Below are 17,529 nucleotides of genomic sequence, written 5' to 3'. Positions count from 1 at the left end.
TCCTGCTTAAATTTTCAGTGATTCTCCAATGAATCTAAAATATCATGTAGGTTGTTAGGTCCTAATAGAACTGAAATCTTCTTTTTTGTTTTCATTGCTAATTCCACTTCTTTTTTTGAAAAAGTAGGAATAGCGTTATAAGATATGCTGACCATTTTTTCTAATTTTTTCATATTTCTTTCCAATCCTATCTCTTTTGCCTCATCAAACAAATTGGAATCTACTCCCGCAAGTGGAACTAATGGAATTCTATTTTTTTCATACACGCGTTTTAATGAACTATCGATAAACTCTGAGGAAAATATCAGAGGTGACAAAGCTAATGATACACGATAATCTGAATATTGCAACATTATCTCTAATATAGAATTTACAAATTTTACATAATTTACAATTCCGCTGGGTTTAATCTTTAGATGAAAGAATTCCACCTCTATTTTGCTTTGTACTAATCTTGGAATAATTTGATTAACAATTTTTGCAAGATTCATCAACTCTGATTTTTGTCTATAACAAACTATGATCTTTGTATCATATCCTTGTTTAATTGTCTCAAAACATGAAACTGCTGAAATTTCATCATATATTGCACAGATTGTTTTTTTATTTTGGGATTGATATGGAATTCCACCTTGTCCTTTATCAGAAAAAATACTAATGTATGCATTATTTTTTGTTAAATATGTGTATAACATCTTGTCGTAATTCTCATCTGTTCCAGGCGTGGCCCCAAGATTAGATTTTTTCTCAATAATACTTGATGTTGCAGCAATTTCAACATCTTTTGTTACAAATCCTTTTGATGCTCCTTCAACCCTTACTAGGAATTTTTCTCCTTTAAGTAAAAGATTACCTCCTATGAATGTAATCTCTGAAACAATATCTTGAAAATCATTTTTAATCTGTCTTGCAATTGCTATTTTTTCAATTCCAAAGAGTAAACTGATAGCAGATGAAGCAAATACAGGATCATTTGCATCAACTAGGATTACATCATTATCTCGTTTAACTGAATTGAATTGTTGATTTTTTATTTTTAGAATTTTTTTTATGTTTAAAATTAACTGTGGAATTTTATTTTTTGAAAATATGGTTGGAAAAACTACAACATATGATATTTCCTTCATATTTCCTACTTTCAAATCCACTTGTTTATAATTTAGGATTAAATTTTGCGGGTAATCAATATAAAACAAATATTGCTACTGATTTTATGCCAAAATTCACTCAAGAGCAAGTAGATGATCTTAACTTAAAAATAAAAACAACCCAAGAAGTGCTTGAATGGACATCTGAGAATCTTCATCCCAAGGTTGCAAAGGCATCAAGTTTTGGTGCAGAAGATGCAGTTGTAATGGATATTATGTTAAAAATTAATCCAAAATTTAGGTTCTTCACACTAGATACAGGACGACTCCCACAAGAAACCTATGATATTATAGACATTGTAAGAAAAAAATACAACATTTCAATTGAAGTTCTATTTCCTAATTCAAAAGAAGTTGAAGACATGGTGAATCAAAAAGGAATGAATCTCTTCTATGACAGTGTAGAGAATAGAAAATTGTGTTGTGAAATTCGTAAAGTACATCCGATGAATCAAATGCTTAGTACTTTGGATGGATGGATTACTGGACTAAGACGTGATCAGACCAAAAATCGAGAGAATGTAAAAATATTTCAACTAGATCATGCACATGGTGGAATTTTAAAGATTAATCCAATAATTGATTGGACTTGGGATCAGATTCAAGAATATATCAAAAAGAATAATCTCCCATACAACAGTCTTCTTGACAAAGGATATCCCAGTATTGGATGTGAGCCTTGTACCCGTGCAATAAAGCCTGGAGAAGATATTCGAGCAGGAAGATGGTGGTGGGAGCAAGGAGGCAACAAAGAATGTGGCCTTCATATAGAACCCTAAATACAGGAATTAACATGTCAGAAAATAATTCAATCAAGCCACATGGTGGAATCCTAATTAACAGAATTAACAAAATCGAACCTACAGGACTATTCTCAATTACAATAAGTGAAGATCTTGCAAATGATGTTGAAAACATTGCAGATGGAATTTTCAGTCCTTTGGAAGGATTTTTGGGAAAGCAAGACTATGAAAGCGTAATTTCACGTGGTAGATTGGCAAATGATCTTGCTTGGACTATTCCAATAGTGCTTGACGTTGATGAACAAACTGCATCAAAAATGAAAGAATCAGGAGATGTACTGTTACAAAATCCACAAGGAATTGGAATTGCAGTATTACATGTTGATGAAACGTATTCTTTTGATAAAGAAAAAACCTGCCAAGGAGTCTATGGTACAACTGATTCGTCTCATCCAGGTGTTGCAAAGACAATGTCAATGAAGGACTATCTAGTAGGAGGAAAGATTGACTATATTCAAAGACCTGAAGAGACCGAACTTCGAAAAAATAGACTAACTCCATTACAAACCAGAGAAGCTTTTACAAAAGCAGGATGGAAGACAATTTGTGCATTTCAAACAAGAAACCCTCCACATGTGGCACATGAAATGCTTCAAAAAACATCAATTACGACACGTGACGGTGTATTTGTCAATCCAATCATTGGAAAGAAAAAATCTGGCGACTTTGTTGATGAAGTAATAATAAAATGCTATGAGACCATGATAAAACTATACTATCCAGAAAACAGATGCATTCTTGGAACCTTACAAACTGAAATGAAATATGCTGGACCAAAAGAAGCAATTCATCACGCAATCATGAGACAAAACTATGGATGTACACATATCATTATAGGACGAGATCATGCAGGCGTTGGAAAATTTTATGACCCATTTGCTGCACAAAAAATATTTGAAGACTATCCAGAATTAGATATTGCTCCTGTATTCTTCCCTGCATTCTTTTATTGCAAAAAATGTCTTACCTATACAACCCCTAAAGCATGCCCACATGGTGATGATGTCAAAGAGCAAATCAGTGGGACCGCACTAAGAGAAATGATTCAAAACGGTCAGGCACCATCTGAATATATTCTAAGACCGGAAGTAGCAAAAGTGATCTTGGATCATCCGAAACCTTTTGTTGATTAGATTTTTATTCAATCATACTTGTCCTAGCTTGTGAAGTATCTAATTTTACTAGTTTTAGTTGCAGGATTTTTTATATCTCCTGCATTTGCCCAAGATCTGACAAACCCATCATTACTTATTGATACAATAGAAATTCCCTCAGATGAGTTTAACAGACTTTTGCGAGATGCACCTGTTGTAATGCTTGATGATGTACATTCTATCAGCTGGCAAGTAACCATTGATAACAATCTACTTTATGCAAATCCAAACGGAAATGCAGTTCTAAGACTCTATGATAAGGCAACACATGATGAATTCATTGAAGTCGGCATGGGTTCACAACCTGACAACAAGTTTTGGGTTGCAGTAAAGACTCCAAAAGAAGGATATGTTGTAGTTCACAAAGCCCTGGATAGAGGTTGGTATCCACAGGCAAAATCAATCGTATCATATACTGAGAGAGCAGGACTTACAGTAAACAATGGAGCAAGAATTGTAGTTACCAATCTGGATATTGGCGAATTTGCAATTGATTCGTATTCTGTATATGGAATGGAAGACTCTACTGATCCACCTGCAGTAAACTCTGGAAGTATGACAATAGAGATTCTATCTGGCGATCCTGCAAAGAATGCGTTTGCACTATTTCCATTTTATGTGGCTGCAGGAGTTGGAATCATAGTTGGAGTGCTGTTTCTAACTAAGAAGCGATCTTAGATTTGTAATATTTGCAGCTTTTTTTAATTTTACAGACATCACACATTGGTGAAATTGGCTTGCAAATATTTTGTCCATACATAACAAAAGTATCGTTAATATCGATCCAATATTTTTTCTGAATCTTTTTCATCAATTCCTGCTCTGTTTCTTCTGGATTTCTTGTATCAACTAATCCTAATCTATTTGATATTCTATGTACATGAATATCAACTGGAATAGCAGGCTTTTCAAATGCATAAACTAGAACACAATTAGCTGTTTTTCTTCCAACTCCAGGTAATTCAATTAAAGTAGGTAAATCATCTGGAACTTTTCCTTTGTATTTTGTATGAATTATCTTTGCAACTTCAATTATTCTTTTTGATTTTACATGAAAGAATCCAATTGATTTTATTATTTTTTCCACATCTTTGACTTTGGCAGATGCAAGCTCTTTTGGATTTTTATATTTTAAAAAAAGTTCTTTTACTGCCTTTGTTGTAGCTTCATCTTTTGTTCTTGCAGAAAGTATAGTTCCAATAAGAATGCTAAATGGCCCTGTTTCAGCATCGTGAAGATCTCTTAACGCTGTAATTCTTGGTGGCTTTACAGCATTCATAGTGTCTTTCATTCCGCGAAGAATTTTTTCCATTTTCAACTGAAAAACTGCGTACAAGTATTATAACTGTAATAACTAATAATTTTCATTGTTTCTAACACGAGAAGAAGAATCTGCACTAAAAGGTGAACATGGAGAAATTATGCAAATGGCATACAGAATTTTGGTTGCTACTGGTGAGGCAACTGATGCTGAAAAACTAGTACCAATAGAATGGGCTCATCTTTCAGGCGTAAATTACAATACCATTGGTGATGCAGGAGAAGAATTCCTCTCAGGAATTAGTAAGGATGCACAAGTTAAAGTAAAAACTACACTAAACCCGATGGGGTTTGATATTGACAATGTGTTAAATTATGGATTGGATGAAAATTTTATCTCAAAACAACTATCGATTAGAAATTCTTATGAAAACATGGGCGTCATTCCTTCATTTTCTTGTATTCCGTATGAAATTTTTGATATTCCAAAAAATGGAACTCAAGTTGCATTTGCTGAAAGCAATGCAGCAATACATGCTAATTCATATGATAATTTAAAGACTAACAAGGAAAGTGCATTTAGTGCGCTTGCTAGCGCACTTACTGGAAAGAGTCCATATTCCTCACTACGAAAAGAAGATTCACCAAATATTACAATTAGAATGAAAGTCAACAATCCAAATGAATTGACATATGGAATGCTAGGATTCTTTGCAGGAAAAATAGGAGATATTTCTGTAAATATTTCCGATCTTGGAGATATGGATAAAAGACAAACTAAAGCAATGTGTGGTGGAATGGGTACGTCAGGAACATGTGCCAAATTTCTCTTTGGAGAAGGAGATTCTGATTGTGAAAAAATAGATTTTGATGAAAAAGAAATGCAAAATGTTTACGATGAGTTGAATACTGCAGAAAAAGGTGATATCATTACACTTGGTAGTCCCCAATTAGGGCTAGATGAGATTTCTGATCTTACTGGAAAACTAAAGGGCAGATCATTTCAAAAGAGATGTATGGTATTTTTGCCTAGAACTGTAAAGGAACAAGCACACAAAATTGGATACACAAATGAGCTTGAACGTGCAGGATGCGAGATTCTATCTGATTGTTGTACATGTTTGACTCCTCTGATAAACAAGGGTGATGTTGATGCGGTAACGACAAACAGTATCAAGGGTGCATTTTACCTCAAAAATTCTAATGGTGTAGGTGTTAACCTAAAGTCGCTATCACAAATTATTGAAGATGAGACAAGATGAAAGTTCTAGTTTCAGGAAATGTAAATGGTGTCGTTTTAAAATCTGAAAATCCCATCAACTTTTTAGGTACAGTGGACAAAAAAACTGGAATTATCAGTGATAAGAATCATGATCTCTATCAAAAATCCATCAAAGATTTCATTCTTGTATTTCCTTCAGGAGTAGGAAGTAGTGTAGGTGCATACACCATTTATTCAATAAAATCAAATGATACAGCTCCCCTTGCAATGATTTGTACCAAAGCTGATCTTACTGTAGCCACAGGATGTGCATTAGCAAACATCCCATTAATCATAATTTCTGAGCAAGAATTCTCTTCCATTAATAATGGAATGAAACTCTCACTTGATACCGATTCTAATCTAATTCAGTATCAATAAAAATTGGTTTTTGTGATTCCCCAATACCTACTTCTTTGATCTGACTTTTTCCAGGAGGCAAAACACGAACAAAATCATCAATTGATATTTTTCTTGTAATATCTTCTTCTAATTTGGAAAACTCGATTCTTATTTTCTTGGCTGCATCTACCATTTCTATACCTTGAGGCTCAATGATTGCATAGCAAATCGAATTTTTTTTGATTGGTTCTGGTGGTCCACATGTTAAAACATAGTCATCATCAAGTGGTATGATCCCAACAGCTAATCTGAGAGTATCAGATTTGATAAAATTTCGTTGTCCCTCTATTGTAAAAGAACCCTTGGGCAAAAATTCCCCGCTTGGTGCAGATTTTTTTACTTGTTCGGGATTTACCCAATAAGCACTCACCCCATACATTCCCTCTCTCCATGCACGACTAAAACAAACTGTTGCATGTGCAACTTCATTCATGCTTTTATCTGGAGCATTATCAGCTTCCTTTAAAATAAAAAATGGTGAACCAAAAATATCACCATGAAATATTTTATCCTTTTTAACTAAATGCTTTCTTACTACAGCAGAATTTGATGCTGCATCTCTTCCACCTATTGCAAGAAATCCATCAGATGTGAAAAACCACCTATATCTTTCATACCAGTTTTTCTTTCTAATTTCTGATACCACGATCAAATCTTTTTCAGAATCTGTTTTACTTTGAAACTTTTCAAGCTTTTTCTCTGTTTTTTCTTTAATTGCTTGAATTGAATTTATTGCAGCTGATTGTTTTTTTGCCTCATTGAATAGTACAGATGCAATTGATTGAAGCGGAGATTTTGTGTTTATCTTAATTTTTTCATCTTGGATTACAATTAATGAAATTCCCTTCTCTGTGATTAATTTTGCATTGTTGATTGCTAAAATCTCATGTGCACTGGTGTCTTCTATTGATATTATTCCTTTTGATATCATCTCAAAGAGAGAATTGGCAACATTTGTAATGTTTTTTGATCTTTCTCTTACTGTTTCAATTGCTTTTTCTTGCTCAGAAATTTGAGTTTGTAATTCTTTGACCTTTTTATTAGAAGCACTTGATTGAACTGATTTTCCTTTTGTAACTATATTTTCTGTAAAAACAATATCTAATCCTTCAATGAAACTATCAACACCAGTGATCTCTCCTTCTAATGTTCCTAGTCTGAGTGGAAGGACTTCTGATTTTTCATTTCTAATAATTACTGGCTCATGATTTCCTGATATTACATCTGTAACAATTTTTTTAGTTGTTTCAAAAATTTTCCTTATTTCTTCCGTAGTTAATAAATTTCCTAGTTTTTTTGGATCAACTTGTGCAATCTCAAAAATTCCCTCAACATATTTTTTTGGTAAACCCAAAGTTCTCCCTAGCCATTTAGCAGAGACCAAATCAGTTCTACCAAGTTCAGCAAAATCTGATTCTGATATATTAAAAATATCTAATCCGTTTTCTGGTGGTTGTGTGTATTCTAATCCCACACTTAATTTTCTATGTCTTACATCTATTGAATGCTGTAGTGCAAGTATCTTCATATCTTTACTACAGAGTAAAATATTCCCATCCCCAAAAAATTCTCCCACTAAAACAAACTCTTTTCCAAACCCTTCAAAATTAAAATATGCTATTCTTTCTGAACCAATTTGTTCTATTTTTTCAATTTTAATCTAAGAAGATCACTTCGTAATCTTTTGAGTAATCTATTTGGTTCCATTTGATCAATTTTTACTTTAGTTAGCCAGACACCAAATGTTGAGATCATCATAAACAGATCACTTTTTTCCGTATGATGAAGTTTGAACAGAATACTATCTTTTGTAATTCCATATATGTTACTGATATAGTAATCTTGAACCTGCTCAGAAATTTTATCCACCAAATATCGTAGTTCTATTCCTGCTAGAGTCATAATCATGATATTTATCGTCTAAAATTATACTCTTGCTTTGATATGCTCAAATTATGACCAAAGATATTAAACATGGTTTGCTTGAGACACGCTAGAAATTTACTTGGCAAAATTCAAAAAGAAAAAATCAGAGGCTACACCAGGACCAGATGATTCTAAAAAGGAATCTGTAGATGTAAATCCAAATGATATTCCTGAAATAGAAAAATCTGAGCCTACTCCGGACAAATCAGAAGATTCACCAATTAGTGTAGCCGAAAAAAGTGAGAAAGATAGAAAATTAAACAAATTATTTTGGTTGCGTGTTGGATTGGCAGTTATTGCAGGTGCAATAGCAACTTTCATCTTTGAAGATATTGAAGGCGAGGAGAGAAGATGGGCTTCAATTATATTTATGATTATAGTGTTTATTGGAACAATTATAGTTGCAAAAGGCATGAAATTACAATTACCATCTTCAGATAGAAAAAAAATTGTTACACAAGGCATTGGTAGCTATGTCTTTTTGTATCTGTTTACATGGATTGTAACTTACACATTACTTCATGCAGGAACTGTTTCTAGTGGAATTAACATATAATTTTATAATTCAAAATTAAAGATAAATTATGTGGAATTACAAAACTCCTGGAATTCCAGATGAACTTTTTGAGCGAACAGAAAAGGTTCCAATAACTAAAGAAGAAATAAGAACCATTCAAATCAGTAAAGCAAGACTAAAGCCAGGACAAACTGTTTATGATATTGGATGTGGCAGCGGCTCTATTTCTATTGAGGCTGCACTCCAAATTGAATCCTCTGGTAAAGTATTAGCCATTGATCATGATCAAAATGCCGTAGAGTTAACTAAAAAAATATGGAAAAATTTAATGTATCAAATGTATCTGTAATTCATGGAAATGCTAAAGAAAAAATTCTAGAACTTGATAAAGCTGACGTAATATTCATTGGAGGTACTGGTGGAGACACAAAAAAAATAGTTGAGCTCTCTGAGAACAAACTAAGACGAGGAGGTAGAATTGTAATTGGTATAATACTGATTGAGACGCTTTACTCAGTGTTACAAGTTCTTGATAAATTAGAGTTTGAATCTGTTGATATTACTCAAATTACAATATCAAAAAGCAGAAAAACCACTACTGGAACTATGATGCTTGCAAGAAATCCTGTAACAATAATTTCTGCTACTAAGATGTAATCTAGATTTTTAATTGGGAGAAAATCCATACTTTTCATGACTGGATTAATTGGAATAGGAGTGGGTCCTGGAGATGTAGATCTACTTACTGTCAAGGCTGTAAAGGCAATTCAAAATGCAGACATTATCATGTGTCCTGCATCTAATGAAGATAGACCAAGCATTGCTCTTAGTGTTGTTTCACCCATAATAGATAAATCTAAAAATCAAAAGATTGTAAAACTAATCTTTCCAATGACCAAAGATAAAGATATTCTTGAAGCAACATGGAAAAAGAATGCAAAAATAATGGCTGAAACAGTTTTGACTGGAAAAAATGTTGTATATCTTACAGTTGGTGATCCATACTTGTATAGCACTTGGATCTACATGCACAAGGATCTAAAAGAAAATTATCCTGATATGGATATTAGTGTAGTACCGGGAATTGTATCCATTTTTACATTTGCATCTAAAGTCGGTGTAAGTATTGCTGAAGGTGCCGAAAAAGTTGCTATCATTCCGTCATGTTATGATCTATCTAGCGTAAAGGAAATTGCAAAAAATTCAGAATCAATGATATTTCTTAAAGATGGACGATATTTTGACAAAGTAATTGAAGTTCTAAAAGAATCTGGATTTCCAGATGATTCAATTTTTGCAATAGGGCAGGATCTTGGAACAGAAAATGAAATCATTCGAAAAATGACTTTGGGTGAAGTAAATGATGATACATTAACTACAAAATACTTTTCAATTTTGGTGGTAAAACGTGTCTGATGTGTTCTTTGTTGGCTGCGGTCCAGGGGATCCAGAACTAATTACTGTAAAAGCCAAAAAATTAATTCAAAAGGCCGACATTATAGTTTATTCAGGATCATTGATTCCTGATCCGATTTTGAAGCTTTGCAAAAAAGGAAAGTTACATGACGCTGCAAAACTAGTCAGAGAAGAAATTTTTGATTTACTATACAAAAATGCAAAAAAAGACAAACTTGTAGTAAGATTACATGACGGGGATCCTTCAATTTACGGTGCAATCAAAGAGCAAATTGATAATTTAGAAAAGAAAGGAATCAAATCAATTGTTGTACCTGGTGTTACTGCATTTTTAGCCTCAGCTGCAGCACTTGGAACACAATTGACACTACCTGGTGTGACTCAAACAATTATTATTACAAGAGCAGAATCAAGAACCAAAGTCCCAAAACGTGAAAGAATCTCTGAACTTGCAAAACACAAGGCAACCTTAATTTTTTATCTAAGTGTTCACTTACTTTCCAAACTTGTAAAGGAAGCAGTAGAAGGTGGCTACAAAAGAACAACACCAGTTGCTGTTGTATATCGTGCAAGCTGGAATGATCAAAAAATAATCAAAGGAACTCTGGATGATATTGTCAAAAAAGTCCATGATGAAAAAATCACTAGAACAGCAATTGTTATAATCAGTGATGTCATTGATCCTGAAACGTATGAGTATTCCAAATTATACGACAAAAACTTTAGCCATGGCTATAGAAAAATAAAAAATAAAAAATAGATTTAGACGACTAAGATACTGTGTCTGAACCATCAATTGTAATGTCCCAGTTAACCGTTAACTGATCACCTGGATTCATGCTGACTGATGATGGGAAGTTCTTTAATGCAAATACACCTCTATCTGCACCAAGAGCAGTTTGATTAAACAAGCCTGCTGAATTTATTGGATTTGCAGTTTGAGTTGCAGATGAAGAATACGTGAACTGAGTGGTTATTCTTTGTATTGCAGGATCAGAGTTGGCACTTGAGTTTGTAAACGTACCCAAACTACCAGCTACAGCATTTAATCCATCACCTACTGTAATTTCTGCAGGTAAAACAGTGTTTAGAGTAGTAGCTGCTAATGCAGAACCATTACTGATTCCAATTACTGTATACTTTCCTAAAGCTGTTGCGGTACCAGCAGTACAACCAGTGTTTGCTCCAAATAGTAACATAGCAGTACAGTTTCTTCCGTCATTTACAATTGCATTGTCTGTTTGTTGATATGAAAGAATATTTCCTTCGCTATCAGTGTGTATGACTTCAATATGTCCTAGAATACCTGCGCCTTCTGAATAAGAAGTTGCAGTATTACTTTGCGAATCAAATATACCATCTGAAAAGTTGACTCCAACCATTCCTATGGCAAGTGTGATTGCTGCTAACATACCAATGCCAGTTGTGTTTTTCATTAAAATTTTATAGATAAATTAACTTATAGGCATTCTGGTAAATTATTCTAAATAATAGCTCCAAAATGGATCATTTTAGAAAATTAATCTCCCTCTGTAAATCCTACCGATTCATCTAATCCTACTGTAAATTGTTTAGGCTTATTTATGATATTTTCATCAACAGAAACTTCACTAACATCTTTGTCAAGTGATATCTCATCAATACTATCTGAACTATTGCCTGAAACTACAAGTACGCCAATTGCAATAATAATTATTGCTATTATCCCAATAATGACTCCTTTATTCATAATTTTTTAATCCAGTTCTAGTATAAAAAGACTAAAAAATTTTTCTATTAGATAAGCGAATAAACAAAGTCAATGAAAAACAAACTAAAATTACTTAATGTTTTATTTTTAATTTTATTTTTTCCTATATTTTTTGATGAAATCTATGCTGAAGATCCTATTCTAATCTCTATCTCGTCTAATTTAGATCAAGTGGTTTTTGATGGAAAATGGACTGATTCATATGAATGGAAACAATCTAGCTATAACCGACTTGTTTTTGAAGATGGAAATGAAATTCACTTAAGAACAGGTCATCAAGAAAATTTTATTTATGTTCAAATTAATTTTGCAAGTGATACAAATATTGATGAGAATTATGATAGTGCAATTGTTTGTTTTGACACAAAAAAATGATAAAAATATAATTCCACAATCTGATGATTATTGTTTCTCCACTACACTTGATGCAAAAAATTCATTTACATATCAAGGAAATAATGCTTCTTCAATTAATGAATATTTTGATAAAATTCCTAATGATAAAAATTTTCTCGCAAAGGGAACTGCATCTGATAAATATGATCGATATAGTAAAATTCCTCACGCAAGCTATGAGTTTAAGATTCCATTAGACGTATTGGGACGTTCAAATAACTATGGTTTTTACATTTCAGTTTTTGATGCACACTCGCAAAATTACTATTCATGGCCATACAATATACAAAATCAAACTTCAATTTCTAGTCCAAGTCAATGGGGAGATTTAGTGTCTCCTGATAATTCCCTTCCTGAATTCAATTTCTCAATTTTTCTTTCTTCCCTTATTCCAATGATTATGTTAATTACGATAATCACAAATTTCAGGATATCAAAAAACAGTGGCTAAAGCATATTATTTTTAATAAAAATTAATAACTACTAATCTATCCTTCAAAGCAAATGACTGCTGAAACTAGGATTGAAAAAAAACCTCATATTTCAATAATCATTCCGACCTATAACGAGTCACAAAATATCTTAAAAGTATTAAAATCTCTTAGTGATATATTTCCCAAAAATATCCTAACTGAAGCAATAGTTGTGGATGATAATTCTCCTGATGGTACTGGTAAAATTGTAGATGATTACTTGAAAAATGTCAAAAAAATAGCTGGATATACAATTAACATTATTCATAGAACAACCAAAAACGGATTAAGTTCAGCAATTCTAAGTGGAATACAACGTGCAACAGGTGATACAATTGTTGTTATGGATAGTGATCTATCACATCCACCTCAAATAATTCCAAAAATGATTGAAACATTAAAGAAATATCAATGTGATATGGTAGTTGCGTCCAGATACATCACTGGTGGTCAGATCAATGGATGGAACAAAAGGCGAAAGTTTCTAAGTAAAATTGCAACAATCATTGCAAAAAAATGTCTTAATGTTAAAACTAATGATCCGATGTCAGGATTTTTTGCTTTTAGAAAAGTAATATTACAAGGATTAAATTTTGATGCAATAGGATTCAAAATACTTTTAGAAATCCTAGTTAAAAAAAAGGGCCTTAATGTCAAAGAAATACCTTATACATTTCAAAATCGAACTTTTGGTTCAAGTAAATTAGATTTTTTTACAATTATTGATTATCTCAAATCAGTTTGGAAATTATATCGTTCAAATACTTTAGAAGAAAATAATGAAAAAAGAAATTCAGTAAAATTTTTTTCAAAAGCAAGTAGATTTTACACTATTGGCACATTAGGATTTGTAATAAATTATCTTGTTACACTAATGTTTTCTGGAGGAATAGCAGAAATTTGGTATTTACATGCTAATATTTTAGGAATTATCGCATCAATGACATCAAATTTTGTTTTAAATAAATGGTGGACATTTGGAGATAGAAACTTTTCATTCAAAAAAACAATTTCACAATATTCAAAATTTCTTATGTTTAGTTCACTTGGCGCATTAGTTCAACTTGGTGTTGTGTTTTCATTAGTTGATCATTACAGTTGGGTATATACAACTGCATTAGGTATTGGTGTTTTAACTGGAGCATCTAGTAATTTTATTTTAAATAAAAAATTTACATTTAAGGAAAAACTTTGGCAATAAATTTTAAAATTTTCTTGATTTTAATTATTCCAATAACTATAGGATTAATTTTTTTAGCACAATATTACTCAAATATCACTATCAAAGAAAGTAATTTAGAACTATCAAAGAATTTTTTCAATTTTAATATAGAAACAAAAAATACAGACTTGATTGAATTGCCAATGAATTCAATTTTTAAAATTAGTGGAGTTAGAGGTGAGTATATTATAGATGAAAATCTTCAAAAATATACTAGACTTTTCTTTGAACTAAATGATGATAACCATTCACTTTATAATCAATTAATGAATACTGATGAAAAAACAATTGTGATTTTTCCTATTTTCACCGCAGCTGCATATAACGAACCTGGTTTTTACAATTTCTACAAGGGAGAATGTAATGAAGAATGTTTGACTATTCCAATCAAATCAATACTTAGAACAGAAATCGGTGGAAATAGTGCACAAGTTCTAAAACTTTTAAATTATAAATTTCTAAGTGATATTGAGATTGATAAAAATCCAAAAATTCTAAAAGATTTTGACAAAGTAATTTTATTACACAATGAATATGTAACACAAAAAGAGTTTGATGCTATAACATCTCATCCAAATGTAATCTATCTCTATCCAAATGCATTATATGCAAAGATTGACGTAAATTATGAAGAAAATACTATTACCTTAATCCGAGGTCATAACTATCCTGAACAATCAATATCTAACGGCTTTGACTGGGAATTTGAAAATACTGATCCATACGAATATGATAAAGACTGTGATAATTGGGAATTTTATAATATTGATAATGGAAAAATGTTAAACTGTTATCCTGAATCTCAAATATTTGAAGATCCAAAATTACTAAAAACTCTAAAAGAATTATGAAAATGAAAAAGAATGAACTTCGTCGCTTCCTGACTACTCAAAGGAAGTAGAGGATTGTGACGAAAGTCCGGTTGAAGATGGTACAGATGGGAATTTGTCTCCAATCTGTTGCTCAGCTACTGCAGATGCTTCCTGAAGAATCTTTTCGGTTTCTTCACTTGAAGCGGCAGACTCCATACTAAATGAGTCTCCTGCAAGAGAATCCATCATGAGTCCATTAAGTGTCTGAGTCATACTGTTCAGTTCTGAATCTGCTTCTGGCATGAATCTTCCTAGTGATGACTTCAATCCCTTCATTGTAGACATCGCTGGTCCAATTGCTACCATAGCGTCACCAAGATCATGAATAGTTGTCAGTCTTAGTTGGACTTGTTCTAATGACATTCTTGCGTTGCCGAGCATCTTTGTAACCTTACGAATTTCAGCTAATTCGTTAGACAAAACTCTACTTGTGCTAGTATCATGTTGTTGCATTGCAGTTACGACTCTCTGAAAGAGTTGCGCATCTCTTTCATGCAGTTTACCTAACATAGAGTCCATTTTTGAGATTTGGACTTGTAGTTTGTTTACTGCAGTTTGAATTCGTGGTTTCAATGCACCTTGAGGCTTTACTGCTTCACGGAGTTTGCCAGTTACACTTTGGGTCTCTTGATGAGCCCAAGTTTTATCGAAGTTTGGCATGTTGGTTTGTTTAGAAATTTAGTCTTAATGGACGGTGTGTATTTAGATCGACTTTGGGGTTAATTTAGCTCACAAAAATCTAAATGATCTTTTATGTAATTAGTGTTCAATGGTAAAAATAGCTGTATTTGATTCCGGATTAGGTTCACTATCGGTTATAAAATCAATACAGAAGCAGTTCAAATGTGACATAATCTACTTTGCTGACTCCAAAAACTTTCCATATGGAAAAAAATCTGTCAATGAATTAAGAAACATTACACTGCAAACTATATCCATTCTTCAAAATGCATTCATGCCAGAACTCATAATAGTCGGATCTAACACATTATCTCTTACATTAGATTCACATACAAAAAATATTCTGACTGTATTACCACCATTAAATGAAGCAAAAAAAATCACAAAATCAAATTCGATTGCTATATTGGCAACAGAATCTATAGTAAAAAGCAAGTTACTTGATAAATATATAAAAAAATTTGAAATGGATGATATCAAAATCATTCAAATCAATGCATCACCACTTGTTGATTTAGTTGAACATGGAAATTTTTATTCAGATCCTGATCTTTGTAAGAATTTTATTAGAAAATCATTAACTTCAAAACTTTCTAAACATTCAATCGATGTTGTAATACTTTCAAGCACACACTTACCTTTTCTTTCAAAATTTCTTAAAGAAATTTTTCCACATGTGTGTTTTATTGATCCAAATAATTCTATATCTAAAAAGTAAAAAAAAATACTTCATTTACAATAAAAAAAGAATTCATTACAAATATTCACTTCAGGAAAGATTGAAGTACTTGAAAAAAATTAAAACATCTTGGAATTAAAAACAAAATTTCCAAATTTGAATCGAATAAAATGTAATCTAAATGACATCTTATTTTTTACAATATTGAATTAATTTTTTGATAATGAATAAAATTAAATCGATTTTTATTTTTTGTTACATTTTTGATTTATCTCTAAATTAACCCATCAAATCCTTCATTTTTTTGTAATTCCATAATGGTATCTGTAAAATCAAAAAGCTCCAAGATGGATCTAATCATTACATAATTTTTCCTCGATCTTTATGCTTTGATCTGATTAAATTTTATTGGATATGGCATTTGAATTTAGTACAACTACTAACATATGTTATGTAGAAATTCAATTCTCTAGAGATATCTCAGCTTCATTTCCATATCCAAAAATTTTTGGAGGTGAACAGTTCTGAAATCTTTAGCCATATCCATGATTTTGATTTTGGTTCTGTCGACACTTTCATCTGAAACTAATTTTGTTTCTGCAGAATTAGTTTCAGAAAATTTTGTACCTATTTTAAAATCAAAACACTTTACAATTGATCTTAAAGAAGACATTGGATTTGCTGAAACAAAAAAGCAAGTTCAAAAATTTAAACAGTTTAATGTTTCATTAGAAGAAAAATTTCCGTAGTAAATGAATCAACAAGAGAAGATTTCACTTTAATCAAACATGATTCAGATAGAAAAGCATTAATGGAAAGAATTTTTGATAGACAATCAAAAATTAAAATTAATGAATTAAAATTATTAGAAAAATATTCCCCATCAACTTTTGCATATTATGAATTTGATATAACTGAGGATGAAATGATAAATCATTTTGATTTATCATTCAATTATTTATTTTCTCAAGTTGATAATTTAATTTCAAATTTAAATCCTGATAATTTAATTTCAAATTATATTTCAGCAGAACAAATTATTTCCCCACAAATTAATATTGATTTTATAAATGATCAAATTTTTGATCCTGAAAATCCAATATTATTAATATTATTGATACCTTTTGCAGGTTTTATTTTAATTCGTTATGATAATGAGCAAATTAAATTTTATCATCTAAAACAATTTTTTACTTTAATTTTTGTTACATTACTTGTTTCTTCTGCTGTAATTACTCCACTGTCCATATCTTCATCTTATTGGGGTTATGCATTTGCAGATATGGATAATAGCACTGACACTCTTGCTACATTAAATTCAGAAAATATTACACAAGAAAATATTACACAAGAAAATATTACACAAGAAAATATTGTTAATATTCCAATTCCTAATAACGATCAACCTGAAATTAATTTTAATGAAATTGTATTTCCAGAATTTTATTCATTGGAATCTAATAATCAAATGTCCATATCTGACATTCTAAGCATCACACTATCAAAATTCGGAAGCAATACGCCTGACCCATCAGATTTGCTTGTAACTGATTCAAACATGTCCATATT

Annotated in this window: 22 protein-coding genes and 1 pseudogene; 17 read left to right on the top strand and 6 right to left on the bottom strand. The window is 31.6% G+C overall.

The annotated features are described in order from the left end of the window. Window positions 1-14 precede the first annotated feature (14 nt). On the bottom strand, window positions 15-1,127 hold the full coding sequence (locus BD31_RS00935; RefSeq protein ID WP_008297134.1) for a tRNA sulfurtransferase: 1,113 nt from the start codon (window positions 1,125-1,127) through the stop codon (window positions 15-17). Between the two features lie 86 nt (window positions 1,128-1,213). Between BD31_RS00935 and BD31_RS00930 the strand changes: the two genes are divergently transcribed. From BD31_RS00930 to BD31_RS00920, 3 genes are read left to right on the top strand one after another with little or no spacing between them, the layout of a single operon-like run. Next, entirely contained in the window at window positions 1,214-1,927 is a 714-nt protein-coding gene (locus BD31_RS00930) for a phosphoadenylyl-sulfate reductase (RefSeq protein ID WP_048097318.1), read from the top strand. A gap of 14 nt (window positions 1,928-1,941) precedes the next feature. Continuing rightward, window positions 1,942-3,084 carry a sulfate adenylyltransferase gene (gene sat, locus BD31_RS00925; RefSeq protein WP_008297150.1) on the top strand — a complete coding sequence of 381 codons (1,143 nt, stop codon included), beginning with the start codon at window positions 1,942-1,944 and terminating at the stop codon, window positions 3,082-3,084. A gap of 30 nt (window positions 3,085-3,114) precedes the next feature. Further along, a complete protein-coding gene (locus tag BD31_RS00920; RefSeq protein WP_008297182.1) occupies window positions 3,115-3,783 on the top strand; it encodes a hypothetical protein in 669 nt (222 codons plus the stop codon). On the opposite strand, the gene BD31_RS00915 is transcribed toward BD31_RS00920, so the two are convergent. Continuing rightward, the gene (locus BD31_RS00915; RefSeq protein ID WP_048097317.1) at window positions 3,767-4,417 is read right to left on the bottom strand and encodes an endonuclease III domain-containing protein; all 651 of its coding nucleotides are present in this window, start codon (window positions 4,415-4,417) and stop codon (window positions 3,767-3,769) included. The two genes, BD31_RS00920 and BD31_RS00915, sit on opposite strands and share 17 nt — an antisense overlap. A gap of 55 nt (window positions 4,418-4,472) precedes the next feature. Between BD31_RS00915 and BD31_RS00910 the strand changes: the two genes are divergently transcribed. Both BD31_RS00910 and BD31_RS00905 read left to right on the top strand, forming a co-directional pair. Further along, window positions 4,473-5,627, top strand: a complete 1,155-nt coding sequence (locus tag BD31_RS00910; protein ID WP_008297273.1) for an aconitase X — start codon at window positions 4,473-4,475, stop codon at window positions 5,625-5,627. Next, on the top strand, window positions 5,624-6,007 hold the full coding sequence (locus tag BD31_RS00905; RefSeq protein WP_008297140.1) for an aconitase X swivel domain-containing protein: 384 nt from the start codon (window positions 5,624-5,626) through the stop codon (window positions 6,005-6,007). The genes BD31_RS00910 and BD31_RS00905 overlap by 4 nt, the downstream gene beginning before the upstream one ends. On the opposite strand, the pseudogene rqcH reads toward BD31_RS00905, so the two are convergent. Further along, window positions 5,985-7,930, bottom strand: a pseudogene (gene rqcH / locus BD31_RS00900) (ribosome rescue protein RqcH). The gene BD31_RS00905 and the pseudogene rqcH sit on opposite strands and share 23 nt — an antisense overlap. Window positions 7,931-8,033: 103 nt before the next feature. On the opposite strand from rqcH, the gene BD31_RS00895 reads away from it, so the two are divergent. The 5 genes from BD31_RS00895 to cobM are packed head-to-tail and all read left to right on the top strand — an operon-like array spanning window position 8,034 to window position 10,647. Continuing rightward, window positions 8,034-8,510: a hypothetical protein gene (locus tag BD31_RS00895; RefSeq protein WP_008297055.1), complete on the top strand. Its 477-nt coding sequence runs from the start codon at window positions 8,034-8,036 to the stop codon at window positions 8,508-8,510. 28 nt (window positions 8,511-8,538) lie between these two features. Beyond that, complete coding sequence (locus BD31_RS10520) at window positions 8,539-8,820, top strand: methyltransferase domain-containing protein (RefSeq protein WP_008297172.1); 282 nt, start codon at window positions 8,539-8,541, stop codon at window positions 8,818-8,820. Then, entirely contained in the window at window positions 8,787-9,128 is a 342-nt protein-coding gene (locus BD31_RS10515; protein ID WP_008297222.1) for a bifunctional cobalt-precorrin-7 (C(5))-methyltransferase/cobalt-precorrin-6B (C(15))-methyltransferase, read from the top strand. The genes BD31_RS10520 and BD31_RS10515 overlap by 34 nt, the downstream gene beginning before the upstream one ends. 36 nt (window positions 9,129-9,164) lie before the next feature. After that, on the top strand, window positions 9,165-9,887 hold the full coding sequence (gene cobI, locus BD31_RS00885; RefSeq protein WP_008297265.1) for a precorrin-2 C(20)-methyltransferase: 723 nt from the start codon (window positions 9,165-9,167) through the stop codon (window positions 9,885-9,887). Then, a complete protein-coding gene (gene cobM, locus BD31_RS00880; RefSeq protein ID WP_008297204.1) occupies window positions 9,880-10,647 on the top strand; it encodes a precorrin-4 C(11)-methyltransferase in 768 nt (255 codons plus the stop codon). The genes cobI and cobM overlap by 8 nt, the downstream gene beginning before the upstream one ends. Before the next feature lie 10 nt (window positions 10,648-10,657). Here the strand turns inward: cobM and BD31_RS00875 are convergent, their stop codons facing one another. Together BD31_RS00875 and BD31_RS00870 are read right to left on the bottom strand one after the other, a co-directional pair. Further along, entirely contained in the window at window positions 10,658-11,323 is a 666-nt protein-coding gene (locus BD31_RS00875) for a hypothetical protein (protein WP_008297208.1), read from the bottom strand. An 83-nt stretch (window positions 11,324-11,406) separates the two neighbouring features. Further along, entirely contained in the window at window positions 11,407-11,616 is a 210-nt protein-coding gene (locus BD31_RS00870) for a hypothetical protein (RefSeq protein WP_008297257.1), read from the bottom strand. A gap of 72 nt (window positions 11,617-11,688) precedes the next feature. Between BD31_RS00870 and BD31_RS10510 the strand changes: the two genes are divergently transcribed. From BD31_RS10510 to BD31_RS00855, 4 genes are all read left to right on the top strand, one after another. Further along, complete coding sequence (locus BD31_RS10510) at window positions 11,689-12,012, top strand: hypothetical protein (protein WP_008297160.1); 324 nt, start codon at window positions 11,689-11,691, stop codon at window positions 12,010-12,012. Further along, on the top strand, window positions 11,981-12,484 hold the full coding sequence (locus BD31_RS10505) for a hypothetical protein (RefSeq protein WP_238536023.1): 504 nt from the start codon (window positions 11,981-11,983) through the stop codon (window positions 12,482-12,484). The genes BD31_RS10510 and BD31_RS10505 overlap by 32 nt, the downstream gene beginning before the upstream one ends. A gap of 53 nt (window positions 12,485-12,537) precedes the next feature. Then, window positions 12,538-13,707, top strand: a complete 1,170-nt coding sequence (locus BD31_RS00860) for a glycosyltransferase (RefSeq protein WP_008297166.1) — start codon at window positions 12,538-12,540, stop codon at window positions 13,705-13,707. 164 nt (window positions 13,708-13,871) lie between these two features. Next, complete coding sequence (locus BD31_RS00855; RefSeq protein WP_238536022.1) at window positions 13,872-14,579, top strand: hypothetical protein; 708 nt, start codon at window positions 13,872-13,874, stop codon at window positions 14,577-14,579. A 33-nt stretch (window positions 14,580-14,612) separates the two neighbouring features. Here BD31_RS00855 and BD31_RS00850 read toward each other — a convergent pair whose 3' ends face one another. Beyond that, window positions 14,613-15,260 (bottom strand): Snf7 family protein, encoded by a 648-nt coding sequence (locus BD31_RS00850; protein ID WP_008297213.1) that lies wholly within the window; start codon window positions 15,258-15,260, stop codon window positions 14,613-14,615. Window positions 15,261-15,369: 109 nt separating this feature from the next. On the opposite strand from BD31_RS00850, the gene BD31_RS00845 reads away from it, so the two are divergent. From BD31_RS00845 to BD31_RS00835, 3 genes are all read left to right on the top strand, one after another. Continuing rightward, entirely contained in the window at window positions 15,370-15,999 is a 630-nt protein-coding gene (locus tag BD31_RS00845) for a glutamate racemase (protein ID WP_008297180.1), read from the top strand. Between the two features lie 518 nt (window positions 16,000-16,517). After that, the gene (locus tag BD31_RS00840) at window positions 16,518-16,709 is read left to right on the top strand and encodes a hypothetical protein (RefSeq protein WP_158641211.1); all 192 of its coding nucleotides are present in this window, start codon (window positions 16,518-16,520) and stop codon (window positions 16,707-16,709) included. Window positions 16,710-16,771: 62 nt separating this feature from the next. Continuing rightward, window positions 16,772-17,529 (top strand): hypothetical protein (locus tag BD31_RS00835; protein ID WP_008297086.1); only part of this gene is annotated, 758 nt, incomplete at its 3' end.

The sequence above is a fragment of the Candidatus Nitrosopumilus salarius BD31 genome (assembly GCF_000242875.2).
Taxonomy (GTDB): domain Archaea; phylum Thermoproteota; class Nitrososphaeria; order Nitrososphaerales; family Nitrosopumilaceae; genus Nitrosopumilus; species Nitrosopumilus salarius.
The sequence above is the reverse complement of the archived record's forward strand: the minus strand, read 5'-3'. Positions and strand labels throughout refer to the sequence as shown.

Excerpts from the sequence above, each read along its gene's own strand:
- BD31_RS00935 (WP_008297134.1), bottom strand. The coding sequence starts at position 1,127 with ATGAAGGAAATATCATATGTTGTAGTTTTTCCAACCATATTTTCAAAA.
- BD31_RS00930 (WP_048097318.1), top strand. The coding sequence starts at position 1,214 with ATGCCAAAATTCACTCAAGAGCAAGTAGATGATCTTAACTTAAAAATA.
- sat (WP_008297150.1), top strand. The coding sequence starts at position 1,942 with ATGTCAGAAAATAATTCAATCAAGCCACATGGTGGAATCCTAATTAAC.
- BD31_RS00915 (WP_048097317.1), bottom strand. The coding sequence starts at position 4,417 with ATGGAAAAAATTCTTCGCGGAATGAAAGACACTATGAATGCTGTAAAG.
- BD31_RS00905 (WP_008297140.1), top strand. The coding sequence starts at position 5,624 with ATGAAAGTTCTAGTTTCAGGAAATGTAAATGGTGTCGTTTTAAAATCT.
- BD31_RS10520 (WP_008297172.1), top strand. The coding sequence starts at position 8,539 with ATGTGGAATTACAAAACTCCTGGAATTCCAGATGAACTTTTTGAGCGA.
- BD31_RS10515 (WP_008297222.1), top strand. The coding sequence starts at position 8,787 with ATGGAAAAATTTAATGTATCAAATGTATCTGTAATTCATGGAAATGCT.
- cobI (WP_008297265.1), top strand. The coding sequence starts at position 9,165 with ATGACTGGATTAATTGGAATAGGAGTGGGTCCTGGAGATGTAGATCTA.
- BD31_RS00875 (WP_008297208.1), bottom strand. The coding sequence starts at position 11,323 with ATGAAAAACACAACTGGCATTGGTATGTTAGCAGCAATCACACTTGCC.
- BD31_RS00870 (WP_008297257.1), bottom strand. The coding sequence starts at position 11,616 with ATGAATAAAGGAGTCATTATTGGGATAATAGCAATAATTATTATTGCA.
- BD31_RS10510 (WP_008297160.1), top strand. The coding sequence starts at position 11,689 with ATGAAAAACAAACTAAAATTACTTAATGTTTTATTTTTAATTTTATTT.
- BD31_RS00860 (WP_008297166.1), top strand. The coding sequence starts at position 12,538 with ATGACTGCTGAAACTAGGATTGAAAAAAAACCTCATATTTCAATAATC.
- BD31_RS00855 (WP_238536022.1), top strand. The coding sequence starts at position 13,872 with ATGAATTCAATTTTTAAAATTAGTGGAGTTAGAGGTGAGTATATTATA.
- BD31_RS00850 (WP_008297213.1), bottom strand. The coding sequence starts at position 15,260 with ATGCCAAACTTCGATAAAACTTGGGCTCATCAAGAGACCCAAAGTGTA.
- BD31_RS00845 (WP_008297180.1), top strand. The coding sequence starts at position 15,370 with ATGGTAAAAATAGCTGTATTTGATTCCGGATTAGGTTCACTATCGGTT.